The following is a 26,083-nucleotide window of genomic DNA, read 5'->3' as shown; positions in this document are numbered from 1 at the left end:
TATAAAACGGGTAAATTTTTAGTTAATATTCACCCAGAATCTTTCTGTAGTAGCGATACTGTTTTTAATTACATTTGAAATAAAAATAAGTATGGAATTTAAACATGTATTTAAAGCTAAATTAGATTGGCTTTTTTCCAAGAAGGAAGCGGCGACGTACACTAAAAGTCATACCATAACTATTGATGGTAAGGCTGTTTTAAATGTTTCGGCTGCTAAAGCTTTCAAAGGAGATCCTGCTTTGTACAATCCTGAAGACCTGTTATTGAGTAGCGTGGTATCCTGTCACATGATGTCTTACTTGTATGTTTGTAAACAAAATGGTATCGACGTGATAACCTATACGGACGAGGCAGAGGCAACTCTGGAGATTTCGGACGACGGTAGCGGACGTTTTATTGCGATTAAACTGAATCCAAAAGTTCGTATTACTAACAAAGAAAAAGTAGAAGAGGCACTTAGCTTGCATAAAAAAGCAAACAAACTCTGTTTTATAGCCAATTCGTGTAATTTTCCAATTGTACACTTTCCAACTTGTGAAGTTGCAGGTATAAATTAAAGTTGGAATGTCGTTTCTACTTTTTTGTGGATTTTAATTATAAAATGGCAAGCAAATCAGCGGGTTTACTTCAAAAAAACTGTAAAGTATAAAAAAAACACTAGCCTTTCGACCAGTGTTTTCATAAGTTTAAATGTTTCTAGAAACTTAAGAAACTCACTCACTTTGATTTCTAAAAACCAGTTTTCCATCAAAAGCATCTATCAACACAATGCTGTCGGTTGTTATTTTTCCGGATAGAATTTCTTTGGATAATTCATTGAGCACGTCTCTTTGAATTACTCTTTTCACCGGTCTGGCGCCAAATTGCGGATCATATCCTTTCTCAGATAAGTAGGCAATAGCTTCCGGAGTTGCGTCCATCGTGATGCCTTGAAGTGCTAGCATTTTAGTCACGCTTTTTAGTTGTAAGCCTACAATTTGGGCAATGTTTTCAGTAGTCAATGGCGTGAACATCACAATTTCGTCAATACGGTTTATGAATTCAGGACGCACCGTTTGTTTCAATAATGCCAGCACTTCTATTTTTGCAACTTCGGTTGCAGCTTCGACACTTCCTTTTAGGTTCTCAAATTTATCTTGAATAATTTGACTTCCCATATTCGAAGTCATGATGATAATCGTGTTTTTAAAATCGGCCAAACGTCCTTTATTATCTGTCAAACGTCCTTCATCCAAAACTTGCAACAAGATGTTGAACGTGTCCGGATGCGCTTTTTCAATTTCATCCAATAAAATTACGGAATACGGTTTTCTTCGAACGGCTTCGGTCAATTGTCCGCCTTCATCATAACCTACATATCCAGGAGGCGCACCAACCAAGCGGCTTACGCTGTGGCGTTCTTGGTATTCACTCATATCAATACGTGTCATAGCATTTTCATCATCAAATAAATATTCGGCTAATGCTTTTGCTAATTCGGTTTTTCCTACACCTGTTGTTCCGAGGAATAGGAAAGTTCCAACTGGTTTCTTCATATCTTGTAAACCGGCACGGCTTCTACGTACGGCGTCACTCACTGCCTCAATCGCTTCTTCCTGCCCTACGACTCTATGATGCAGTTCGTCTTCCAGTTTTAGGAGTTTTTCTCGTTCGCCCTGAAGCATTTTCATAACTGGGATTCCAGTCCATTTGGCTACAACTTCAGCAATATCCTCGCGGGTCACTTCTTCTTTTATCAACGAAGTTCCGGATTGGTTTTCTTGTAATTCCTTGAGTAAAATGGCTAAACGTTCTTGTGCTTCCTTGATTTTACCATACCGAATTTCAGCTACTTTTCCATAATCGCCTTCACGTTCTGCACGTTCTGCTTCGTATTTAAAGTCTTCAATCTCCGTTTTTACGGCTTGAATATTATCGACAACGTCTTTCTCTGATTTCCATTTGGCGTAGATTTCGTTGCGATCTTCTTTGAGATTGGCCAAATCCATTCCCAAAATTTTAAGTTTGCTTTCGTCTTTTTCTCGTTTAATGGCTTCAATTTCAATTTCCAATTGCATGATTTTTCGATCCAAAACATCCAGTTCTTCGGGTTTCGAATTGATTTCCATACGCAGTTTAGAAGCGGCTTCATCCATTAAATCGATGGCTTTATCTGGAAGAAAACGGTTGGTAATATACCGTTGCGATAGTTCGACAGCGGCAATAATAGCATCGTCTTTGATTTGGACTTTATGATGCGTTTCGTATTTTTCTTTAATTCCGCGCAAAATAGAAATAGCACTTTCGGTATCCGGTTCTTCGACCACAATTTTTTGGAAACGTCTTTCGAGCGCTTTGTCTTTTTCAAAATATTTTTGATATTCGTCCAATGTTGTGGCTCCAATGGCACGAAGTTCTCCACGAGCCAAAGCCGGTTTCAGAATATTAGCCGCATCCATAGCGCCTTCGCCACCGCCGGCTCCTACAAGGGTATGGATTTCGTCAATGAATAAAACTATATCGCCTTCGGCAGAAGTCACTTCTTTCACCACGGATTTTAATCGTTCTTCAAATTCTCCTTTGTATTTGGCGCCAGCAATCAAAGCTCCCATATCAAGCGAATACACGATTTTATCTTTCAGATTGTCTGGAACATCTCCATCAACAATTCTATGTGCTAATCCTTCGGCAATGGCTGTTTTTCCCACTCCAGGTTCTCCCACGAGCATTGGGTTATTTTTAGTTCTTCGCGTTAGAATTTGTAGGACTCGTCTAATTTCTTCATCCCGACCAATAACAGGATCTAATTTTCCTGACCTGGCAAGTTCGTTGAGATTTTTGGCGTATTTATTTAATGAGTTATAGGTTTCTTCGGCAGAGGCAGAAGTCACTCTTTCTCCTTTTCGCAATTCTTCGATAGCAGCTTTTAGCCCTTTTCCGGTAACGCCCTGATCTTTTAATATTTGGGATACTTTACTTTTAGAATCAAAAATTGCTAAAATTAAATGCTCCACAGAAACGAATTCATCATTCATTTTTTTTGCAATAATTTCGGCTTCGTTCAGCGTGGTGTTTGCAGTTCTGGAAAGCATAATTTCGCCACCAGAAACTTTTGGAAAACTCTGGATTGTACTGTTTAATATTTGAAGAAACAAGGGCACATTTACATTCAGTTTTTTTAAAATAAAAGGTGCCACATTTTCGTCGACTTCAAAAATAGCTTTAAAAATATGTTCATTTTCTATTTGTTGTTGCCCATAGCTTTGTGCCAATTGTTGCGAAAGCTGAATGGCTTCCTGGGATTTGATTGTAAATTTATTTATGTTCATGATGGTACATTGTTTTGTTGCTTTTACTTAACTTTACGAATTATATTCAATATATATTCCAATACAATAATACAGACAAATTGACGGAAAATTTATGATTGGTATCATACTTTAAAGTCAAAATGTCTTAAAAAAAGACAATTATGAGTTTTTTCAAAAATATTTTTAGTAGTTCAGACGACAAGGATTTTAAAGAAAACAAAATCAACTGGAATGAATTAACTGATTTGGTACAACTGGATGAAATTATCGCTATTTCAAATGAAAAACCGGTAGCCATTTTCAAACACAGTACGCGATGCAGTATAAGTAGAATGGCGCTAAAACAGTTTGAAAATGAGTTCAATAGTTCAGATAAAGTTACGCCTTATTTTTTAGATTTAATAACGCATCGTGATATTTCTAATGAAATTGCGAATCGTTTTGGCGTGACCCATCAATCTCCACAATTGATTTTAATAAAAGAAGGAAAAGCTATTTATAATGTTTCCCATAGCGATATTGACGCGGAGGAGTTAGGGACGAAAGTCTAGTAAAAAGTATTGTTTTTAAATAATTTACCGCAAATTCACTAATTTAATGTAGCCATTAGTTAGCGAATCTGCGGTTTTATTTTGTGGACAAATCGATGAGATGATTAGTAAGCATTCATCATTTTTTCTTTTATTTCTGCTAAACAAAGGTTGTTAATACTTCCTTCGTGTGTATGTTTGGTTTCTTTTGGAGATTGGAAAGTACCATTTTCTAATTGCTCAGCAACGGCTTTATACGCATCTCTAAAAGGCATTCCTGCAACAACCATTTCGTTTAAGGAATCTACCGTAAACAAATAATCGTATTTTTTATCGTCTAAAATGTGTTCTTTTACCTCAATGTCTTTAATCGCAAAAATAGCGATATCTAAACATGCTTTCAGGTTTTGAATTGCTGGAAATAAACCTTCTTTCAACAATTGTAAATCTCTGTGATAACCACTAGGAAGGTTGTTGGTAATTAAAGTAATTTCGTATGGCAATGCTTGAATCTTGTTGCATTTTCCACGAATCAATTCAAAAACATCCGGATTTTTCTTATGCGGCATGATACTCGAGCCTGTTGTAAGATGGGCAGGCAAAGTGATGAAATCAAAATTCTGACTCATATACAAACAAACATCCATAGAAAATTTTGCCAAAGTTGCAGCAACACTACTCATGGCAAAAGCAACCGTTTTTTCTGATTTTCCACGGCTCATTTGTGCCGCTACAGAATTGAATTTTAAGGTTTCAAACCCTAATTCTTTAGTCGTAAATGTTCTATCGATAGGAAACGAACTTCCGTAACCTGCGGCCGAACCTAATGGATTTTGGTCTACAATTTTCAAAGCGGCATTCAGCATCGTTACATCATCAATTAAGGTTTCGGCATAGGCAGAAAACCACATTCCAAAAGAAGAAGGCATCGCAATTTGAAGGTGAGTATATCCTGGCAATAAAATATTTTGATGTTTTTCGGCCGATTCCATTAGTAAATCAAAAAGACTTTTTACTTGTTGCTTTAGTTCTTTAACCACGTCTTTTAGATACAAATTAACGTCTACCAAAACTTGGTCGTTACGAGAACGAGCAGTATGAATTTTTTTTCCGGCATCGCCTAATTTTACCGTTAATAGATACTCGATTTTAGAATGTACGTCCTCGAAACTGTCTTCGATTTCGAATTTACCGTTTTCAACGTCTCTTATAATTTCTTCCAAAGCCAAAACCAGAGAAACGGTTTCGGAGTCTGTTAGAAGACCAATTTGTCCCAGCATTTTTGCATGTGCTATAGAACCTAAAGCATCGTATTTTGCCAGCACTAAATCCAGTTCTCTGTCGTTACCAACGGTGAAATGTTCTATTTGTTTATCTGTTGGTATTCCTTTTTCCCAAAGTTTCATGATTTTTATTTTTTTTTCGTAGGGACAAGTCGCGACTTGTCCCTACAGATTATTATTATTATTTAAAAAAATCAGTTAGTATTTTGATATACAATTGAATTCCTTCTTCTATTTCGTTTATAAATATAAATTCGTCTGCCGAGTGTGACCGCAGGGTTTCACCAGGTCCTAATTTCAAGGATTGACAACTCAAAACCGATTGATCCGAAAGGGTAGGCGATCCATACGTGGTTCTTCCCAATGTGATTCCTGCTTGTACTAATTCGTGTGCAACAGGAATTGATGACGCATTTAAATGCATCGAACGTGGATTGACTTCGGCAGTCAAATGTTTTTTTACAATATCTAATATTTCTTGATTATTATAACGATCATTCACTCTGATATCGACAACCAAATGACATTCGGCGGGAACTACGTTGTGTTGTTTACCTGCAGTGACTTGTGTTACGGTCATTTTTACAGGACCTAAAACCTCCGATATTTTTTCGAATTGATAGCTGTTAAACCATTCGATAACGGGTATCGCATTGTAAATAGGATTATCAGGATTGTTGTGTGCAGCGTGACTTGCAGTGCCTTTTACGATGACATCGAGTACCAATAATCCTTTTTCGGCTACGGCCAATTGCATCAATGTAGGTTCTCCCACAATCGCACATTCAAGTTTCGGTAAATGTTTCAATACGCTGTTTAATCCATTTTTCCCGCTGCTTTCTTCTTCGGCTGAAGCTACCATCACAATATTGTAAGGCAGATTCTCATGCGAATAAAAATGTACAAAAGTGGCTAAAAGTGAAACCAGACAACCTCCCGCATCATTGCTTCCCAGTCCAAATAATTTGCCGTCTTTTACGATAGCTTCAAATGGATCATTAGTATAACCTTGGTTTGGTTTTACAGTATCGTGGTGCGAATTGAGTAATAGCGTAGGTTTGGTGGTATCAAAATGTTTATTGAAAGCCCAAATATTGTTATTCTCTCTTTCGAAAGGAATACTATTTTGTGTAAACCAATTTTCGATTAAAAGTGCAGTTTGGTCTTCTTCACTTGAAAATGAAGGCGTTTCAATCAGTGCTTTTAATAGCGAAATGGCTTCTTGTGTAAGAATTTCTATATTTTTCATACTTATTTTAGCCACGGATTCACAGATTTTTTTTTAATTGAAATAAAAAATTTTGTGCAAATCTGTGAAATTTGTGTTCAACTTTTTTTATAATTTGATACGTGTGCAAATTGCCTTTGAATCTTTCAACATTCGGTGATGACCAATTTTTATTTTTTGAACTCCCTTGCATAAACTGTTGAAACAGTTGTCTAATTTAGGGATCATGCCAGAATGTATGGCGCCTTCGACTTTTAATTTAGAATACAACTCTTGATTTATGTTCTCGATTACGGAAGAATCATCTTCGGCATCATATAAAACGCCGGGTTTTTCGAAGCAATAATTCAAAGTGACATCAAAAACTTCCGATAAAGCAATCGCCAATTCACTGGCAATGGTATCGGCATTCGTGTTTAATAATTGTCCTTTTCCATCGTGTGTTATTGCGCAAAATACAGGAACTATTCCAGTTGAAAGTAATGTTTCTAACAATTCCGTATTCACTTTTTTTACATCGCCCACAAAACCATAATTGATTGTAGGATGGTTTCTTTTATCCGATTGAATTAAATTCCCATCAGCACCAGAGAACCCCATCGCATTGGTTGATTTTGATTGTAATTGGGCAACAATATTTTTGTTGATCTGACCTGCATAAATCATCACAACTACATCAAGCATAGCGGCATCGGTGATGCGTCTTCCATCAATAATTTGTGGAATTAAACCAATGCTTTCGGCCATTTTGGTAGCTGATTTTCCTCCGCCATGAACGAGTATTTTGTAGCCTTCAATCTTAGAAAAATCGGATAAAAATTGTGACAATTCCGTTGGGTTATCAATGATGTTTCCACCAATTTTTATGATTGAAAGGGATTTTAGGTTCTGGGTTTTGGGTTTTGGACTCATTTTTAATATTTTAAAAATCTTTTCTCTATTTTCCACTTTCTAAAATCTTCTGCAACACTAATTGCGCGGCATAGGTTCTATTATTGGCTTGTTCGATAACAATTGAATTTTCGCTGTCAATCACTTCATCCGTTACAATTACGTTACGTCTTACTGGCAAACAGTGCATAAATTTAGCGTTGTTGGTCAGTTTCATTTTGTCGGTCGTTACGGTCCAATTTGGGTCGGAATTTGTAATCTGACCATACTCGTTATAATTGCTCCAGTTTTTGGCATAGATAAAATCGGCGTTTTCGAAAGCTTTGTCTTGGTCGTATTCAATCTTGGAGTCTTTCGTGATTTCAGGATTCAATTCGTAGCCTTCAGGATGCGTAATTACAAAATCAGCCTCTTGTAATTGCATCATTTCCACAAAGGAATTGGGTACCGCTTGAGGTAAAGCTTTAGGATGTGGTGCCCAAGTCAAAACTACTTTTGGACGGTGTTCCGTTTTGTGTTCAGCCATTGTAATTGCATCGGCTAGTGATTGTAATGGATGTCCTGTAGCACTTTCCATATTGACAACCGGTACCGTGGCGTATTTTAAGAAACCCATAAGAACGGTTTCGGCATTGTCTTTTTCTTTGTCTACCAATCCGGCAAAAGCCCTGATGGCAATTATATCGCAATATTGAGAAACTACTGCAGCCGCTTCTTTAATATGTTCCGAAGCACCGGAGTTCATGATGGCTCCATCTTCAAATTCTAATGTCCAACCTTCGCTGGTGAAATTCATTACCATGACGTTCATTCCCAAATTTAAAGCTGCTTTTTGTGTACTCAAACGTGTTCTTAAACTGGAATTAAAAAACAACATTCCTAAGGTTTTGTTCTTACCCAGTTTTTTATTTTTAAGTGGTTTTTTTTTGATTTTTAAGGCTTGTTTCACCCATTCGTCGAGCGAATCTATGTTTTGTATGGATATGTAGTTCATTATCTTAATTTGTTTAATCGGTTATTTACTTCGTCAGTTCGCTTTGCTCGTGTGTTTAATAAATTAACCGAATTAACGATTAACCGCATCAACATTTATACAATTTTAGTAAATGGTATTTCGTTTTTTAAAGCTTTCAAAATAAAATTGTCTTCCAAGCCATTTACAATCCAGGTTTCGATAGTAGCGGCTTTGGCGATTGCCGATGCTTCAATTTTAGACTGCATTCCGCCAGTTCCGTGTGAGGATTTTGAATCGCCGATTTCTTTTTCCAATACTTTTAAATCAGTTACCAAAGAAATGGTTTCAGGAACGGCATCATGGATGGATGCTTTGGTATAAATCCCATTCGTATTGGTGGCGATAATCAGAAGGTCAACATTTAATAAAACGGCTGTTAGAGCAGCTAATTTATCATTATCACCAAACCGAATCTCATCCGTTGCCACGGTATCATTTTCATTGATAATTGGGATGTAATTATTTTTGACTAACACATTGATGGTGTTTACGATATTTACTTTAGATTGTTCTTTTTCAAAATCAGAATAAGAAAGTAAACATTGCGAAATCAGCAATCCTAAATCGCGGAAATTTTCATGATAAATCCGCATTAAATGTGGCTGACCAATCGAAGCTAGTGCTTGTTTTACAAAAACATCTTTGTCGTGGTTGTCCAGTTTTACAAATTGTTTGGCCGCAGCAATCGCGCCCGAACTCACAATGATAAACTCGTACTCGTCTTGTAAAACTGCTATTTGCATTCCAATATCTTCAATCTTTCCTCTCGAAATGTGATTGGTTTCTTTGGTTAATGTATTGCTTCCTAACTTTAATAAAATTCTTTTTTTGGCCATTTTTATTTTTTGTTTAGACAAGTCGCAACTTGTCTCTACTAATTTTTACCTGATTTGTCCATTTCCGTAAATATACCACTTATTAGTAACTAGATGTTGCAAGCCCATTGGCCCACGTTGGTGTAATTTGTCCGTGCTTATCGCCAATTCGCCACCTAAACCAAACTGTCCTCCATCCGTGAATCGGGTAGAGGCGTTTTGATATACGGCTGCCGTATCTACATTTTCCATGAATTCCTGGGCAATTGCATCATTTTTTGTGATTATCGAAGCGGAATGTCCACCACAATATTTATTTATTTTGTCAATCGCTTCCTGATCCGAATTGGTTGTTCCAATAACAATTTTATAATCCAAAAACTCTTCGTACCAAATTAAATCCGATTCAATCTGAGGAACAGCTGTTGCCCTGGAAATGCTTTCATCTCCCAAAATCGTAACGTTTCTTTGTTGTAATTCGGTAGTTATTTTTTTTGCAAAAGCTTCCCAGTTTTCAAGATTTGTATCAATTAAAACTTTATCCAAAGCATTGCAAACCGAAATATTTGAGGTTTTTCCGTTAATTATAATAGCAAGTGCTTGTTCTAAATCTGCATCAGCATTTACATACACAAAATTATTACCTCGACCACTAATTATTACGGGACAAGTAGCGTGTTTTTTTACAAAAGCGATTAAGTTCTCGCCACCACGAGGAACGATTAAGTCCAATTTTTGCGTTGGTTTTTCTAAAAACGTTTGTGTTTCTTCCCGATTGTAATTCAAATATTCCACCCATTCCTTTGATACATTGTTTGTTATTAAAGCCTGATGCCACAATTCCACAATTTTCAAGTTGGATTGCAAAGATTCTTTTCCGCCTTTCAATAGAATTTTATTTCCGGATTTAAAAGCGATTCCGCCAGCTTCAACAGTAACATCGGGTCTGGATTCATAAATAATCATTATGGTTCCAAAAGCCGCTGTTTTATTGATGATTTTCATTCCGTTTTCATGGTCGAAATTAAAACGTTCTACGCCAATAGGATCTTCCTGACTGGTTAATTGTTGCAGGGACAAAATCATACCGTCAATTTTGGCGTCATCAACGAGTAAACGTTTTTCCATAGCCAAATCATCCCCAGAATAATTATTGATATCCTGTTGATTCACCGTTTTAAGGTTGGCTCTTTCTAGTTCAAGAAGTTTAGCCATATGGCTTAAAACGGCATTTCGTTTTTCTATTGCTAATACGTGGTTCATTAGTTTTTGGTTTACTATTTTAAAAAAATATAAACATATAAGGCACAAAAGTTTAAGAGGTTAGATGACTTATATGTTTAAAAAATCATTTCAATTCTGCCAATGTTTCTTGTAAAGCTACAATAAAAGTATCAATTGCTTCTTTCTTGATTGTCAATGGAGGAAGGATTCTTAATAAGTTTTTATTGTTCGCATTTCCGGTAAAAATATGCTTGTCCATAATCATTTTTTTACGAAGTGCACTTACGTCAAAATCAAATTCTACTCCTAGCATTAATCCCCTTCCTTTTACTTGGATAACTTCAGGAACTTGTTTAATTGCTTCTAAAAAATAGGCGTAAACGTCATTTACGTTATCCATTAATTTTTGGCTTTCAATCACATCCAAAACAGCAATTCCAGCGGCGCAAGCCAAATGGTTTCCACCGAAAGTAGTTCCCAATAATCCATAACTCGCTGTGAATTTTGGTGAAATCAAGATTCCGCCAATAGGAAATCCGTTACCCATTCCTTTGGCCAGACAAATAATATCTGCTTTGATATCATGATGTTGGTGTGCAAAAAACTTTCCGCTTCTTCCGTATCCTGATTGCACTTCATCCAAAATTAAAACGGCATCGTATGCTGCACACATTTTTTCTAATTCCTGAAAAAATTCAGTTGTTCCTTGGTCTAAACCTCCAACTCCTTGAATTCCTTCAATTATAACAGAAGAAACATCTCCTTTTTTTAGTTCGTTTTCTACCAACTCGATGCTATTCAATGGCAAAAAAGTAACGATTTGTTGTGCATTGATTGGCGCAACAATTTTTTTGTTATCTGTAACCGCAACTGCCGCCGAAGTTCTTCCATGAAAAGAGTTATCAAAAGCGATTACTCTTGTTTTATTGTTGTGAAAAGAGGCTAATTTCAAAGCGTTTTCATTGGCTTCAGCTCCAGAACTGCACAAGAATAAAGCGTAGTCTTCTAATCCGGAGAGTTTCCCTAATTTCTCTGCTAATTCTACTTGCAATGGATTCTGAATCGCATTCGAATAAAAACCGATATTATCCAATTGATTTTTTAATTTGGCAACATAATCAGGTTGTGTGTGTCCAATGGAAATTACTCCATGACCACCATATAAATCTAAATATTCTACTCCTTTTTCGTCTGTAATAGTGCAATCCAGTGCTTTTACAGGAGTGATGTTGTATAATGGGTAAACGTCAAATAAGTTCATTTTTTTTAAGTTTAATCGGTTAATTGGTTATTTGTTTAATCGATTAACCGAATTAACGATTAACCAAATAAACCTCTAGAAACCGCTTGGTTTCAAATGTAAACCTGTGGTTTCATCCAGTCCAAATAGTAGATTCATGTTTTGTACGGCTTGACCTGAGGCTCCTTTTGTCAAATTATCAATTACTGAAGTAATCAATAACCGGTTTCCTTTTTTCATTAAACTAATAATACATTTGTTTGTTTGAACTACTTGTTTCATGTTAATTTCAGTGGTTGTAACTGTTACAAAAGGGTGGTCTTTGTAAAAAGCTTCATATTTTGAAACTATATCTTCCAGACTTTCTTCGATTGTAGTGTATAATGTTGCGAAAATTCCTCTGGCAAAATCCCCCCTGTTGGGAACAAAAATCAATTCACTGGTATAATCCGCCTGCAATTGGTTGACACTTTGGTTTATTTCGCCTAAATGTTGGTGTTCAAAAGCTTTATAATGTGACATATTGTTAGATCTCCAACTAAAATGTGTTGTTGCCGAAGGCGAGACTCCAGCTCCCGTGCTTCCGGTTGTGGCATTGATATGAACATCAGTCGTAAGCATTTCATTTTTGGTCAATGGCAATAATGCTAGTTGAATTGCTGTCGCAAAACAACCTGGATTAGCGATAAATTGAGCGTTTTTAATAACCGCTTTATTCAATTCAGGCAAACCGTAAACAAAAGTTTTACTATCAAAAGCTGCATTTTTTGTTAATCTGAAATCATTTCCTAAATCGATAATTTTGGTATGACTCGCAAATTGATTGTTCTCTAAAAACGATTTTGATTTACCGTGTCCTAAACATAAGAAAACTACATTCACATTTGGATTTACAGTATCGGTAAAATTCATTTCGATATCACCCATTAAATCGTGATGTGCGACATGAAGTGGTTTTCCGGCGTTTGTCGTGCTGTAAACAAAATCAAGTGTAGCATTGGGATGAAACATCAATATTCTGATGAGTTCTCCCGCAGTGTAACCTGAACCGCCAATTATTCCAATATTAATCATGGGTCAGTTTGTTTACAGATGAAAATATGTTTTGGGCATTCCCCAGAATTTTTATAAATCCTTTGGCATCGTCTGAGGTCCAAGCGTTGTTCATTTCACCGTATTGACCAAAAGTGGTATTCATTAAATCATTTTCAGATTCAATACCGTCCAATGTAAAGTGATATGGTTTTAGAGAAACGATAACAGTTCCGTTAACTGTGGTTTGGGTATCTTCCAGAAATGCCTCGATGTTTCTCATCACAGGATCTAGAAATTGTCCTTCATGAAACAACATTCCGTACCAGTTTCCCAGTTGTTCTTTCCAGTATTGTTGCCATTTACCTAGCGTATGTTTCTCTAACAAATGGTGTGCTTTGATGATGATTAAAGGTGCAGCGGCTTCAAAACCAACTCTTCCTTTAATTCCGATAATGGTGTCGCCCACGTGCGTGTCTCTACCTATAGCATATGCATTTGCCAGTTTTTCTAAGGCAACGATGTTTTTTGTTGGGGTATCCAATGTCCCGTTGATGCCTACTAATTGTCCTTTTTCAAATTGTAGAGTCACTTTTTCTTCTCCAGTTTTTTGCAGTTGAGAAGGGTACGCTTCACTTGGCAAAGTTTGATTTGAGGTCAATGTTTCTTTACCACCTACGCTGGTTCCCCATAATCCTTTATTAATGGAATATTGTGCTTTTTCCCAAGAATAATGAACTCCATTTTTAGCCAAGTAATCAACTTCTTCTTGTCTTGATAATTTTAAATCTCTAATAGGAGTTATGATTTCAATTTCGGGAGCAATGGTTTGGAAAATTAAATCAAAACGAATTTGATCATTTCCTGCACCAGTACTTCCGTGGGCAATTGCTTCGGCACCAACAGATTTTGCATATTTTATTGCTTCAATTGCTTGAAAAACACGCTCTGCACTTACGGACAATGGATAGGTGTTATTTTTCAATACATTTCCGTAAATCAAATATTTAATGGCTTTATCATAATATTTATCTACAATGGTAAGATTTGCATGTTGCGCACTTCCTAATTCGTAGGCTCTTTCTTCAATAGCAGCTAGTTCGGCATCATCAAATCCGCCTGTATTTATAAGAACGGTATGAACTTCATATCCTTTTTCGTTTTTTAAATATTTTAGGCAATATGAGGTATCTAATCCTCCGCTATAAGCTAATACAACTTTTTTCATAATTATTGTTTTTTCTTCCCCCCAGCCCCTCCGAAGGCGGGGAAGCCGAAACTGGCAAAGGGGAATTTTTTGTTATGATTATTTTATTTTTCTCTTCGGCTCCTTCCCCTTCGGGGAGGGCTGGGGAGGGGATTATTTTTTTAAGAAAAGCGCTTGTTTAATTGATTTTAATCTATTGAGAACTTTTATGTTAAATGGATGTTTTGGCGGATGTTTTAGCTTTTCTTTTGGATCAAACAACATTCCGGTGCATAAACACATTTTGTTGTCTTTACTTTTTAGAATTTCATAATTGGTACAGGTTTTACAACCGGCCCAAAAGGTAGGGTCAGTTGTCAATTCCGAAAAGGGAACTGGTTTGTAACCTAAATCAGAATTGATTTTCATAACGGCTAGTCCAGTTGTAATTCCGAATATTTTGGCATTCGGATATTTCTCTAAAGAATAGTCAAAAACAAATGATTTTATTTTTTTTGCCAAACCTAAATTTCTATATTCAGGATGAACAATTAATCCCGAATGGGCCACATATTTACCGTGTTCCCAACTTTCGATATAACAAAAACCAGCAAATTTTCCATCGATTAATGCGATAACAGCATCTTTGTTTTCCATTTTTTTTTGGATGTATTCAGGAGTTCTTTTAGCAATTCCTGTGCCTCTCAATAGTGCGGATAATTCTATGGTTTCGCATATTTCCTGCGAATACTTATAATGTTCTTCCTGAGTTGTTATGATAGAAATGTTCATTTCAAAAGCTGGATTTTGAGTTATAAAATGATTTAGGGGTCTTTTTTGAAATGCATTTTTTCTAAAATCTATTATTTTATCAAAACGGTTCAGGGCAGTACGATAAAATGGATTAAAGTACACTAATGATGCCTTAGTTTTAATTTGTGGATAGATTGATCCAGTGGAAAATGGCGATGATTTCAAAACAAAAAAATAAAATGAATAAAGATACGAAACAGCTTTTGGGTACTATAGTGATAGTATCCGTACTTCGGGAGAAGTAGAACGACTGTTTGTCCGTAACAAAGAAATAATATGTAAACTTAATTTATTCATTAGTACAAAAGTACACATATTTTGATAACACAGCGCTAATTTTGTCTTTTGTAACAAAATTTTAATGGATTGTTGTTTTTTTTTAATCCAAGAAAAACGCATTTACAAGTATAAGTGTCAAGGCGTTTATCGAATCGTAAAGTCTTGAGAACATAAGTTTCTAAACTCGTTTTGGTTGATGATTTCTCTAATTTTAGGTTTTAAATCTTTTCCGGTATCATAAACCATTTGTTCGCTACTAGGAAAAGGAATTGGACTTCTGTCAAAATAAGAATAATTATCATCAGTGGCGAGTCGGTCTCCTTTGTAAGAGGCATTTATAGTTTTGAGGTTATCCACCGTAACCACTTTTCCTTTTTAGTCTAAAACTTCTTTCCCAGTAGTATCAATCAGTTTCTTGACACCGTCTTTGATGATGCGTTATTTTACAATTTCTCTTTCTTTAATTTGTGCTGACGAAATATAAATTTATCTAAAATGGATTGCCATTCCATAATCATACCCAATTCCTTTTTGTTTGTTGCTGAGGTAAACAGTCCATTTAGTGTTTAATTCCAATGTGCTGAAGTCCAACAAATCATTTTGAAGATGAACCGGAATAATCATATTTGTTTCGTTTTTAGTGTAAACCGAAACATAATCAAAACCTTTAAAATTTAGCATCATCTAGCAGGTAAACATATTCCTGCTTGCTTTTTTTGCCTTTATTGGTATTCAAATTCGAAATCGCATTATCAATTGCCTGATCTTAATTTCCGGAGCTTAAAAAGTTTTGGGTTTGCTTTACGATACGTGAAGAGAGTAGTACAAAAAAAGAGAATAAAAAGATGATTTTTTCCCTGTGGTTTAGTATTAAATAATGGTGTTGTTCCGGCAGTTTATTTTAAGCGGTTTTTTTGGTTTTTAGTTTAAAGCTTAAAAAAAAGCCATAAAAAAACCTAACAAAAAGAGTACAATTGTTAGGTTTTTGATAGAGTATTTTATTTTTTATTTGCGAACAAAAGGAGGGAGCAGTTTGCTGGAAACTTCACCAAAGCCAATACGTACTCGTCCGTTTAGACAATATCCTTTCATAATAACAGTATCATTATCATTAATGAATTTACGTTCAGTTCCATCCTTTAACTTGATGGGATTTTTTCCGCCCCATGATAGTTCTAACATGGAACCGTAACTGTCTGGTGTAGGGCCCGAAATGGTGCCTGAACCCATCATGTCGCCAGAATTTACTCGGCAACCATTAGAGGTATGGTGTGCTAATTGCTGACTCATGGTCCAATACATATATTTGAAATTCGAACGTGAAATCACAGTTGCTTCTGATTTTTCAGGTTGAATGGCTACTTCTAAATTAATGTCAAAAGAATGTTTTCCTTTTTGTTGCAAATAGGGAAGTGGCGTTGGTTCTTGTTTGGGTCCCCTTGTTCTAAAGGGTTCCAAAGCATCCATGGTAACAATCCAGGGTGAAATAGAAGTGGCAAAGTTTTTTGCTAAAAAGGGGCCTAGCGGCACGTATTCCCATTTTTGAATATCACGAGCACTCCAATCATTCAATAAAACCATTCCGAAAATATAATCTTCTGCTTCGCTTACAGAAATATTCTCTCCCATAATATTAACATCTGTTGTTATAAAAGCGGTTTCGAGTTCAAAATCAACAGACCGGGAAGAACCAAAAACTGGTGTGGTTTCCCCAGTAGGTAAAGTTTGTCCCATAGGCCTGTGCACAGGTATTCCAGAAGGAACGATCGTAGAACTTCTGCCGTGATATCCAACAGGAATATGAAGCCAATTGGGAAGTAATGCATTTTCAGGGTCGCGAAACATCTTCCCGACATTTGTGGCATGTTCTTTACTGGAGTAAAAGTCCGTGTAATCACCAATTAAAACGGGCAACTGCATTTCGACATCTTCCATTTTAAAAATTACAATATCACGGTCTTTTGGATTGTCTTGTAATTTTGAATTGGTTATATCGAAAAGCTCCGCAATTCGGTTTCGCACTAAACGCCATGTTTTTTGACCATCAGATATAAAATCATTCAAGGTATCCTGCATGAACATATCATCGGTCAGTTCTATCCCTTCAAAATAATTTAATTGTTGTAAAGCTCCCAAATCGATTGCGAAATCTCCAATTCTAGTTCCAACTGTTACGATGTTTTCTTTGGTTAAAAAAACACCAAAAGGAATATTTTGAATGGGAAAATCATTATTGAATGGTACTTCTAGCCAGGACTTTCTATTGGTATCGTTAGCTGTTATCGGCATATTTTGTTAATTATTTTGTTAAAAAATTACTCATCAAATATATTATAATCTAACTATTAACCAAACGTTTTTTTGTATTTTTGCATCAAAATTAACGAAAATCAAAGAAATGCAACGCGACGAACAAATTTTCGACCTTATTCTGGAAGAACAAGAAAGACAAATTCACGGATTAGAACTTATCGCTTCGGAAAACTTCGTAAGTGATGAAGTAATGGAAGCAGCTGGGTCTGTTTTAACTAACAAATATGCTGAAGGGTATCCCGGCAAAAGATACTACGGCGGTTGTGAAGTAGTTGATATTGTGGAACAAATTGCTATTGATCGAGCTAAAGAATTATTTGGTGCTGCATATGCAAATGTACAGCCACATTCTGGTTCTCAAGCCAATACAGCGGTTTACCACGCTTGTATTAAACCAGGAGATAAAATTTTAGGTTTTGACTTGTCTCATGGTGGGCACTTAACGCATGGTTCTCCTGTAAACTTCTCTGGTCGTTTGTATACTCCGTCTTTTTATGGTGTTGACAAAGAAACTGGACGGTTAAATTACGATAAGATTCAAGAAATAGCCACTAAAGAGCAACCAAAACTAATCATTGCAGGCGCTTCGGCTTATTCTCGTGATATGGATTTTGAGCGATTCAGAGTAATTGCTGATAGTGTTGGCGCTATTTTATTGGCAGATATTTCTCACCCTGCTGGGCTAATCGCCAAAGGCTTGATGAATGATCCATTGCCCCATTGCCATATTGTAACTACCACAACTCACAAAACATTGCGTGGCCCTCGTGGAGGATTAATTTTGATGGGTAAAGATTTCGAAAATCCATTTGGTTTAACCACTCCAAAAGGAGAAATCAGAATGATGTCTTCCTTATTAGACTTGGCCGTTTTCCCAGGAAATCAAGGTGGTCCGTTAATGCATATTATTGCTGCAAAAGCAGTCGCGTTTGGCGAAGCTTTGAAAGATGAATTTTTTATTTACGCGTTGCAATTACAAAAAAATGCTAATGCTATGGCTGATGCTTTTGTAAAAAGAGGCTATGAAATCATTTCTGGAGGTACGGATAATCACATGATGTTGATTGATTTAAGAAATAAAAATATTTCTGGGAAAGAGGCTGAGAATGCACTAGTAAAAGCAGAAATTACAGTAAATAAAAATATGGTTCCATTTGATGATAAATCACCATTTGTAACCTCAGGTATTCGTGTAGGAACTCCAGCTATTACCACTCGTGGTCTGGTTGAGGAAGATATGGAAACCATTGTGGCATTAATAGACCGGGTATTAATGAACCATACGGATGAAAACATTATCGAAGAAGTAGCCAATAAAGTAAACGAAATGATGAGCGAAAGAGCTATCTTCGTATACTAAAAAATACGTCTTAAAGTTTTTAAAGTCGAAAGTCGAAAGTCCTTGATTAGAATTTAATATTCTGTCTTAGTTTTTGACTTTCGGCTTTATGACTTTCTAACTTTATGACTTTCTAACTTTAAGACTAAAAAAATGTCCGTACTACGATTAAAATTACCAACAGATCCCAGATGGGTCAATATTGTAGAAAAAAATATTGAGGAAATCCTCACAGATCACGCTTGGTGCGAACAGAAAGCAGCCACAAATGCAATCACAATAATCACCAATAACTCCGAGCATCAGGATCTAGTGAAGGATTTATTGGCTTTGGCCAAAGAAGAAATTGATCATTTTGAGCAAGTACATAACATTATCATCAAACGCGGCCTAAAGTTGGGACGCGAGCGTAAGGATGATTATGTCAATGAACTGTATCTGTACATGAAAAAAAACGCTACCGGAAACAGGATTTCTGCTTTAGTGGAACGGTTATTGTTTTCAGCTATGATAGAGGCCAGAAGCTGTGAGCGTTTCAAGGTGCTTTCAGAGAATATCAACGATGAAGAATTAGCTGTTTTTTATAGGAATTTAATGGAAAGTGAAGCAGGACATTATACCACTTTTATAACCTATGCACGTAAATATGGGGTAGGAATCGATGTTGAAAAACGATGGAGAGAATGGTTGGAATTTGAGGAAAATGTTATAACAAATTATGGAAATAGTGAAACAATCCATGGATAAAATCTATTTATGTGTTTATATTTTTATTGTAAATAAATTTATATTCGCGTAATTACACTAGTAATCAGTAATTTGTGTTTTATTTCTTTTTAAAGAGTGCTGTTTTAATTCTAAACTACTTTTTTTTGCTGTAAATTCATATTTTTTGATTTATATTTATGTTTTTAAATTTAATTCTAACAATTATCTATTGCTATGAAGCTCAATTTTAATTATGATGGAAACATAGCTTGCAGGGCTATATTGCAAGAGCAATTAGAAAAATTAGAGATTAATTATCAACTTTTAGACTTAGGGCAAATTGAAATTGTGGATGCTATTTCAGAAGAGGATTTGAACGCACTTCAGGATGTTTTAAAAAAATATGGGATTCAAATTATCAATAATCCAAAAGCACAATTAATTCAAAAAATTAAAGATGCTATTATAGAAATAGTGTACGATAAAGATAAATTTCCGGACGTAACGATATCGCAATATTTAGCAGACAAACTGAACTTTAGATACGGTTATATCACTAATGTTTTTTCTGAATATACCCATACCTCTATTGAGAATTTTATTATTATTCAAAAGATTGAAAGAGCAAAAAAATTAATAATTGAAGAGAAACTGACTTTAACGGAGATTTCGTATGAGTTAAACTATAGCAGTGTAGCCTATTTGTCTACGCAATTTAAAAAAGTAACCGGATTAACTCCTTCCTTGTTTAAAAGAATTGTAGGTAAAAGAAGGAAATTATCAAACAAAGAATAAATAAAATTTAAAAAATAATTCCCTATTTTATGATTGCACACCAAGATTCAATGCATATTCTTCTGGCTGATGATGATGAAGATGATCGCACTTTTTTTAGTGAAGCTTTGCAAGAACTCAAAATGAATAATGATTTAACGCTGTTTAAAGATGGTAAAGACCTGATGGATTATTTAGAAAATCCATTAAGTAAGTTGCCCCATGTTTTATTTCTGGATTTGAATATGCCCGGAAAAACAGGACTGGATTGTTTGAATGAGATTAGAGCCAACAGCCGCTTTAAAGAGGTTTCAATTGCGATATATTCTACTTCTTCCTCAGAGAAAGATATTGAAGATACTTTTATTAAAGGAGCCAATATTTATATTAAAAAGCCAAATGACTTTATAAAGTTGAAAAAAGTAATCAAGGAAGTAGTACACATGAATTGGCAATTTCATTCTTCAGGACTCAACATAGAAACTTTTTTCTTTAGCATATAAAAAAGAATAAATGAAAATTTTAACAATCTATAAAAATTCTCAAGTATTTAAAATAGCTTTGACCATCGCAATCGTTGTGGTTTGTTATATTGCATCGATGTTTTATTCTCAAATGGAAAAACTGGATTCAACAGTTGAATTAATTGCAAATTCAAATGAAACCCAAATCGAATTAGAGAAACTTTTGTCTATTATCAGTATTTACGAAACTAGTTTGCGGAGTTTCATCATAACAAAAGAGGACAGCTATATTGAAAATCGGTTTTTGAGCAGAGGAAAAATAGAGGAAAGCATCAAAAAGTTAAAAGAGTTGACCGCTAATAACGCTTTGAGAAATAAAGATATTGAACAGCTCGAAAAAATCATCGATTACCGCTTTAAGTTATTCAGACAAACCTACATTATTGCTAAAAGTAAAAATTCCGGCCCGATTGATTTAAATGCAAAGTTACTCGAAAGTAGTAAAGTCACTGAAGAAATGAAATCCTTTGTGACTGAAATTATATTTTCGGAAAGTAGAAAAACAAAATTTCAAAATGATAACCATCAATTTGAATTGCAGGACTCCTTAATTACGGCTTTTCTATTAGTCATCCTCTCGCTTTTGATTTTATTGCTTTCCTTTCAAAAAATGAATGTTGATATTGACGAACTCAAAAAAGCAAATGACGCCTTAAATTTACTAAACGAATCTTACAACGCTGCAGAAAAAACAGCAGGTTTTGGACATTGGATGGTTAATATAGAAACAAAAAAGTATACTTTTTCAGATAATTTATTCCGTTTAATGGGAGTTGAGCCTAAAGCTTTCGAACCTAATATTGAAAATTCGATTCCATACATACATCCCGATGATTTAGAATATGTAACCAAAGTACACCAGGATTCTTTGATAAACCACCAGTCGACTTCCATGATATTCCGGTTTTTAACACCAAGCGGTGATGTCAAATATATTATGGGTGTTGGAAGTTTTACTACTAATGGAAAAGGAGATTTAATAAAAATTGGAGTAAATTATGACATCACTAATCAGTATAAAAAGACACTTGAATTAGAAGAAAATAATAAAGAACTAAAATATATTAATACAGAACTGGAAGCTTTTAATAACATTGTAAGTCATGATTTGCAAGAACCGCTTCGTAAGATTCAAATGTTCATTTCCAGACTGGAAGAAAAAGAATTGGACTTGATTTCAAGACAAGGGAAGGAATATTTTTCTAAAGTACGTGTGGCAGCTAACAGAATGCAAACGTTATTAATTGATTTAGTCAATTATTCCAGAACCATAAAAGGCGATAAAGTTTTTGTAACAACGGATTTGAATGTAGTTTTGGGCGAAATACTCCAGGATTTATCATCAAACATTGAAGAGAAAAAAGCCGAAATTCAAATAGGTAAATTACCAACCATTACCGCAATACCTTTTCAAATTAAACAGCTCTTCATAAATTTGATTTCCAATTCACTTAAATACAGTAAGGAAGATAGTGCTCCTGAAATCAGTGTCACCTCGAAAAACATTACGGATAAAGAAGTCCGTGAGTATAAAATAAGCAATAAAGAGGATTATTATAAGATTGTTGTTACTGATAACGGAATAGGTTTCAAACAGGAATATGCCGAAAAAATATTTCTTTTGTTCAAGCGCTTGGAAACTGATTCTAAATATTCAGGAACCGGACTGGGACTGGCTATTTGCAGCAGAATTGTAGACAACCACAATGGTTTTATACAAGTAAAAGGAAAGCCAAATGTAGGAGCTAAATTTTATATTTTTATTCCAAAAACCGATGTGATTTAATTATATTACTAAAAAACAGAATGGTAACAATAGCAGAAGCTACTACGAAAGATTTAAAAACCATTCAGGAGATTGCCTATAAAACTTGGCCTCAAACCTATGGAGCCATATTGTCAAAAGAGCAGATTGACTATATGCTTGAACTCTTTTATTCAGAGCACACATTACTTGAAAATTTGATCCAAAAAGGACATCGTTTTCTTTTGGTACATCAGGATGAATTTTGCCTTGGTTTTGCCTCCTATTCACATAATTATTTAGCGCAAAACCTAACGCGGCTGCACAAGATTTATTTGCTTCCAGAAGCACAAGGAAAAGGAGCAGGGAAGCTATTGATTGATACAATTGAAAATTTGGCTAGAGAAAATAATTCGGTTGCGGTCTCTTTGAACGTAAATAAATTCAACAACGCATTGTCTTTTTATAAAAAAATTGGTTTTGAAATTGTTGCCGAAGAAGATATTGAACTAGAATTCGGGTATAAAATGGAAGACTACAGAATGGAAAAAAAGCTATAATCACCACAGATTGCTTATTGAACAACGCTTTTTAGTTGATAATTTGCGATAAGCAATAATGGTCTTTCAAAATAGATATTGTTGTTTATTTATAGAACTACTTTGCAACAACTTTAAAGTTAAATAAGAAGCGAAATGGGTTTGAATTTACCATCCATATTTAATGTATTAGTGATCACTTGGCTTCTTGTTCTAAAAATAAAGTAGCAGCAATTAAACCCTCAGTAGCAGAAGTTATGGAAATTGTGCACGCATCGGGAGTTATAAAAGCAGATGGATAGTACACGGTTTATGCTACCGTAAATGATACACTGCAAAAAGTAATTAGTATCGCCGGACGACCCATCAATAAAGGGTATTCACTATTTGAACTAAGAGGTGATGAAGTACAACAGAATAATTCATAACGAACTTAGTACGGGGGAAACCGACAAAGAATTAGCAGTAATCCGACATGAAAAAATTGGTTATATGCTTCAGTTTCATTACTTATTGGCAGAATATAATGTGTTGAAGAATGTAATGCTTCCGGGGATGAAATTAGCCAAAGATACAGATACAGCATAAGAGCATTACGCTATGGAACATTTGAAAACACTGAACATGGAAGACCAAGCTTTGAAAATGCCTAATCAATTAAGTAGTGGATAGAAGTAGCGCGTGGCAATTGTACGTGCTTTGATGAATGATCCGTTCATTATAATGGGGATGAGCCTACAGGGAATTTAGACAAGAAAAACAGTGACTTGGTTTTTGATGTTTTCAATAAATTGACTAAGGAGAAAAATCAAACTTTATTGGTGGTTACCTACGATACTGATTTTGCCCAATAAATTAATAGAATAATTACTATAGAATACGGAATAATAATTTTATAATTACTACTTAACTATGATTTCATGTTTGTATAGCAATCCCTTCACACCTTCTAAAGCGAAAATGGCTTTTTTTAATTTTGTAGTTTGGGGATCAATTGTATAATTATAGCTGGTTCTAAAATCAGCTTTATTGGCAATTGCTTTTGCAAACTCAGAACGGTATAAATCGCAGTTTTCAAAAACAACTGTGGTCAGATCAGTGCTCATAAAATCGACTGCAATAAGACTGCAATTGGAGAAGGAGGTTCCTTTTATATTTAACGTATAAAATTTAGAGAAATCCAAAATACAATCCTTAAAAGCGATTTCGAAAATTAATTTATCGCACATGGCAAAATTGACATCTTTGATTTCACACCGATTAAAAGTTACGGTTCTAAAGGCAACATAATTTATTTTGGCATTACTAAAAGTGCAATCATTGAAGGTGCAATCAATGAAAGTAACCGCCACAAAAACGCATTGGGAGAAATTACAATTGGTAAAAGTACAGCATTCAAATTCCTTAAAATTGACTTCTTTTTCCTCGTAAGTAATGTATTTGTACTCAGTATCTAGATAATATTCTGCCATTTTAGGTTTTGAATTCAGTTTTATTGTTTTCTTTTCACCACAAAGAAACAAAATTCGAAATTGTTAGATTGGATAAATTAGTCTTATTATTTTTAGAATTTTAAACTCTTTTATCAGCCGCTTTCCAGTGCCTGGTCGTTTTTTTAATTTCCTTTGCCAAAAGATTTTCATTCTGTGCTCTTTGTGTTAACGCTGGAAATTAATAATCTGAGACAAAATGCAACGCAAACAGTTGATAGATATTTAATTGAAATTCAAAATCTTCCAATCTTTTTTCAGTAAAAGAAAAATAACGGTACCGAAGTTCTAAATGGACAGTTCGGTTTTGTAAGGTCAACGCATAATGTTAGCGCAACATAAAGGTTAAGCAAAAAAGCATTACAAAGAGTGCACTAATAAATTTTCATATTAAAGAATCTTTTTTGGTACAACTAAAATAAATACCGAAGGCCAGCAATGTCATGATTATTGGATAGTAACCAAAATGATAAGGCCGATAGTATCGAGTGTGATTTTTAAAAGATTGTGCTTTGATGGATGTCGATTAAAAAAACTTAAAAATAAATAAAACTATCGACTTAAAGCATTATTGGCTATCCAATTACTACAAGGTATTCTTTTCTGGAGGAGACATTTATAATTTCTTTCGATTTATTTAACATTTTGACAACTTATTTTTCAAGATAAATTTAATAATTTTAGTGAAAATAAAGAAAATGATAGCTACAAAAGGATATGCAGTTCAAGATGCCAAGACAGATTTAGCACCTTGGGATTTCGAAAGAAGAGAAGTAGGACCACATGACGTACAATTCGACATTGAGTTTTGTGGCGTTTGTCACAGTGATTTGCACCAAATCAAAGACGATTGGGGAGGATCGATCTACCCAATGGTTCCGGGACATGAGATTGTAGGTAAAGTGGTAAAGGTAGGAAGCCACGTAAAGAAGTTTAAAATAGGGGACATAGCAGGGACAGGTTGCCTAGTAGACTCTTGTAAAAGTTGTGAAAACTGTAAAGAGGGATTAGAGCAATTTTGTTTGAAAGGAAGAACAGACACCTATAATGCTTTGGGACAAGACGGAAAAACACCTACTTATGGTGGGTATTCGAACACCATTGTAGTACACGAAGATTTTGTTTTGCAAGTTTCAGATAAATTACCTTTGGCCGCTGTAGCGCCTTTATTATGTGCCGGAATCACAACCTATTCTCCATTGAGACATTGGAAAGTTGGGAAAGGGCATAAATTAGCCGTTCTTGGTTTGGGAGGTTTGGGACATATGGCGGTTAAATTTGGAGTTTCTTTTGGAGCTGAAGTTACCGTGTTAAGTACATCAGCAAATAAAGAAGCCGATGCCAGAAAATTAGGAGCACATAATTTTATCGTTACTAAAGATGCTAAACAACTCGAAAGTGTAGCTGGTTCTTTTGACTTTATTCTGGATACTGTTTCTGCGCCACACGACTTAAATTTGTATTTGTCATTATTGAGAGTAAACGGCGTGCATATTTGTGTAGGCGTACCACCAACACCTTATGAAATCCAAGCTTTTAGTCTCATAGGCGGACGAAGAAGTCTTGCAGGTTCACTTATAGGAGGCTTGCCTGAAACTCAGGAAATGTTAGATTATTGTGCGGAACATGATATTGTTTCTGAAATAGAAATGATTGATATCAAAAATATACATGAAGCGTATGACCGAATGACAAAGGGAGATGTCCGGTATCGTTTTGTAATCGACATGGCTACTTTGTAAAAATATGTCTTGTCCTGAATAACCGATACAGATTATTAGATAAAAATATTTAATTAAACACTTGCAAAAACGTTTTTGCAAG

Annotated in this window: 25 protein-coding genes and 1 pseudogene; 10 read left to right on the top strand and 16 right to left on the bottom strand. The window is 35.1% G+C overall.

Translation table 11 applies throughout. From position 1 onward, the window contains the following. Positions 1 to 91: 91 nt before the first annotated feature. Positions 92 to 559, top strand: a complete 468-nt coding sequence (locus EKM02_RS04135; protein WP_126452380.1) for an OsmC family protein — start codon at positions 92 to 94, stop codon at positions 557 to 559. Positions 560 to 715: 156 nt separating this feature from the next. On the opposite strand, the gene clpB is transcribed toward EKM02_RS04135, so the two are convergent. Further along, positions 716 to 3,310, bottom strand: coding sequence for an ATP-dependent chaperone ClpB (clpB, locus tag EKM02_RS04130; protein ID WP_126452378.1), 2,595 nt, complete (start codon positions 3,308 to 3,310; stop codon positions 716 to 718). A gap of 143 nt (positions 3,311 to 3,453) precedes the next feature. Between clpB and ytxJ the strand changes: the two genes are divergently transcribed. Further along, positions 3,454 to 3,843 carry a bacillithiol system redox-active protein YtxJ gene (gene ytxJ, locus EKM02_RS04125; RefSeq protein WP_126452376.1) on the top strand — a complete coding sequence of 130 codons (390 nt, stop codon included), beginning with the start codon at positions 3,454 to 3,456 and terminating at the stop codon, positions 3,841 to 3,843. Between the two features lie 104 nt (positions 3,844 to 3,947). Here ytxJ and argH read toward each other — a convergent pair whose 3' ends face one another. The 13 genes from argH to fahA form a co-directional block, all read right to left on the bottom strand. Then, positions 3,948 to 5,228 (bottom strand): argininosuccinate lyase, encoded by a 1,281-nt coding sequence (argH, locus tag EKM02_RS04120; RefSeq protein WP_126452374.1) that lies wholly within the window; start codon positions 5,226 to 5,228, stop codon positions 3,948 to 3,950. Positions 5,229 to 5,286: 58 nt separating this feature from the next. Beyond that, positions 5,287 to 6,354, bottom strand: coding sequence for a M20 family metallo-hydrolase (locus tag EKM02_RS04115; RefSeq protein ID WP_126452372.1), 1,068 nt, complete (start codon positions 6,352 to 6,354; stop codon positions 5,287 to 5,289). An 87-nt stretch (positions 6,355 to 6,441) separates the two neighbouring features. After that, positions 6,442 to 7,245 (bottom strand): acetylglutamate kinase, encoded by an 804-nt coding sequence (argB, locus tag EKM02_RS04110; protein ID WP_126452370.1) that lies wholly within the window; start codon positions 7,243 to 7,245, stop codon positions 6,442 to 6,444. A 25-nt stretch (positions 7,246 to 7,270) separates the two neighbouring features. Then, positions 7,271 to 8,218 carry an N-acetylornithine carbamoyltransferase gene (locus EKM02_RS04105; protein WP_126452368.1) on the bottom strand — a complete coding sequence of 316 codons (948 nt, stop codon included), beginning with the start codon at positions 8,216 to 8,218 and terminating at the stop codon, positions 7,271 to 7,273. 95 nt (positions 8,219 to 8,313) lie between these two features. Continuing rightward, positions 8,314 to 9,075, bottom strand: coding sequence for a glutamate 5-kinase (gene proB / locus EKM02_RS04100; RefSeq protein ID WP_126452366.1), 762 nt, complete (start codon positions 9,073 to 9,075; stop codon positions 8,314 to 8,316). A 45-nt stretch (positions 9,076 to 9,120) separates the two neighbouring features. Then, the gene (locus EKM02_RS04095) at positions 9,121 to 10,317 is read right to left on the bottom strand and encodes a glutamate-5-semialdehyde dehydrogenase (RefSeq protein WP_126452364.1); all 1,197 of its coding nucleotides are present in this window, start codon (positions 10,315 to 10,317) and stop codon (positions 9,121 to 9,123) included. Between the two features lie 85 nt (positions 10,318 to 10,402). Further along, entirely contained in the window at positions 10,403 to 11,539 is a 1,137-nt protein-coding gene (locus tag EKM02_RS04090) for an aspartate aminotransferase family protein (RefSeq protein ID WP_126452362.1), read from the bottom strand. 75 nt (positions 11,540 to 11,614) lie between these two features. Next, on the bottom strand, positions 11,615 to 12,592 hold the full coding sequence (argC, locus tag EKM02_RS04085; protein ID WP_126452360.1) for an N-acetyl-gamma-glutamyl-phosphate reductase: 978 nt from the start codon (positions 12,590 to 12,592) through the stop codon (positions 11,615 to 11,617). Continuing rightward, a complete protein-coding gene (locus EKM02_RS04080) occupies positions 12,585 to 13,778 on the bottom strand; it encodes an argininosuccinate synthase (protein WP_126452358.1) in 1,194 nt (397 codons plus the stop codon). The genes argC and EKM02_RS04080 overlap by 8 nt, the downstream gene beginning before the upstream one ends. 132 nt (positions 13,779 to 13,910) lie before the next feature. Next, positions 13,911 to 14,528, bottom strand: a complete 618-nt coding sequence (locus EKM02_RS04075; RefSeq protein ID WP_126452607.1) for a GNAT family N-acetyltransferase — start codon at positions 14,526 to 14,528, stop codon at positions 13,911 to 13,913. A 444-nt stretch (positions 14,529 to 14,972) separates the two neighbouring features. Further along, entirely contained in the window at positions 14,973 to 15,185 is a 213-nt protein-coding gene (locus EKM02_RS15185; RefSeq protein WP_317124973.1) for a hypothetical protein, read from the bottom strand. 129 nt (positions 15,186 to 15,314) lie between these two features. Next, entirely contained in the window at positions 15,315 to 15,512 is a 198-nt protein-coding gene (locus tag EKM02_RS15180) for a hypothetical protein (protein WP_317124972.1), read from the bottom strand. A gap of 321 nt (positions 15,513 to 15,833) precedes the next feature. Next, entirely contained in the window at positions 15,834 to 17,117 is a 1,284-nt protein-coding gene (gene fahA / locus EKM02_RS04065) for a fumarylacetoacetase (protein ID WP_126452356.1), read from the bottom strand. A 109-nt stretch (positions 17,118 to 17,226) separates the two neighbouring features. On the opposite strand from fahA, the gene glyA reads away from it, so the two are divergent. From glyA to EKM02_RS04030, 7 genes are all read left to right on the top strand, one after another. Next, positions 17,227 to 18,501 (top strand): serine hydroxymethyltransferase, encoded by a 1,275-nt coding sequence (gene glyA, locus EKM02_RS04060; protein WP_126452354.1) that lies wholly within the window; start codon positions 17,227 to 17,229, stop codon positions 18,499 to 18,501. Positions 18,502 to 18,633: 132 nt separating this feature from the next. Continuing rightward, entirely contained in the window at positions 18,634 to 19,227 is a 594-nt protein-coding gene (locus EKM02_RS04055) for a tRNA-(ms[2]io[6]A)-hydroxylase (protein ID WP_126452352.1), read from the top strand. A 195-nt stretch (positions 19,228 to 19,422) separates the two neighbouring features. Beyond that, positions 19,423 to 19,983 (top strand): helix-turn-helix domain-containing protein, encoded by a 561-nt coding sequence (locus EKM02_RS04050; protein ID WP_126452350.1) that lies wholly within the window; start codon positions 19,423 to 19,425, stop codon positions 19,981 to 19,983. Positions 19,984 to 20,012: 29 nt separating this feature from the next. After that, the gene (locus tag EKM02_RS04045) at positions 20,013 to 20,465 is read left to right on the top strand and encodes a response regulator (protein WP_233592225.1); all 453 of its coding nucleotides are present in this window, start codon (positions 20,013 to 20,015) and stop codon (positions 20,463 to 20,465) included. Positions 20,466 to 20,475: 10 nt separating this feature from the next. Then, positions 20,476 to 22,272 (top strand): ATP-binding protein, encoded by a 1,797-nt coding sequence (locus EKM02_RS04040; protein WP_126452348.1) that lies wholly within the window; start codon positions 20,476 to 20,478, stop codon positions 22,270 to 22,272. Between the two features lie 20 nt (positions 22,273 to 22,292). Then, positions 22,293 to 22,790: a GNAT family N-acetyltransferase gene (locus EKM02_RS04035; protein WP_126452346.1), complete on the top strand. Its 498-nt coding sequence runs from the start codon at positions 22,293 to 22,295 to the stop codon at positions 22,788 to 22,790. 381 nt (positions 22,791 to 23,171) lie between these two features. Next, entirely contained in the window at positions 23,172 to 23,357 is a 186-nt protein-coding gene (locus tag EKM02_RS04030) for a hypothetical protein (protein WP_126452344.1), read from the top strand. A gap of 314 nt (positions 23,358 to 23,671) precedes the next feature. On the opposite strand, the gene EKM02_RS04025 is transcribed toward EKM02_RS04030, so the two are convergent. Together EKM02_RS04025 and EKM02_RS14960 are read right to left on the bottom strand one after the other, a co-directional pair. After that, positions 23,672 to 24,241, bottom strand: a complete 570-nt coding sequence (locus tag EKM02_RS04025; protein WP_126452342.1) for a pentapeptide repeat-containing protein — start codon at positions 24,239 to 24,241, stop codon at positions 23,672 to 23,674. 100 nt (positions 24,242 to 24,341) lie between these two features. After that, a pseudogene (locus EKM02_RS14960) lies at positions 24,342 to 24,776 on the bottom strand (DUF6526 family protein). A gap of 181 nt (positions 24,777 to 24,957) precedes the next feature. On the opposite strand from EKM02_RS14960, the gene EKM02_RS04020 reads away from it, so the two are divergent. Next, complete coding sequence (locus EKM02_RS04020) at positions 24,958 to 26,001, top strand: NAD(P)-dependent alcohol dehydrogenase (RefSeq protein WP_126452340.1); 1,044 nt, start codon at positions 24,958 to 24,960, stop codon at positions 25,999 to 26,001. Positions 26,002 to 26,083 lie beyond the last annotated feature (82 nt).

It is taken from the genome of Flavobacterium sp. RSP49 (genome assembly GCF_003968735.1).
GTDB lineage: Bacteria > Bacteroidota > Bacteroidia > Flavobacteriales > Flavobacteriaceae > Flavobacterium.
Note: the sequence above shows the minus strand (reverse complement) of the source record. Positions and strands in the feature narration are given on the sequence as shown.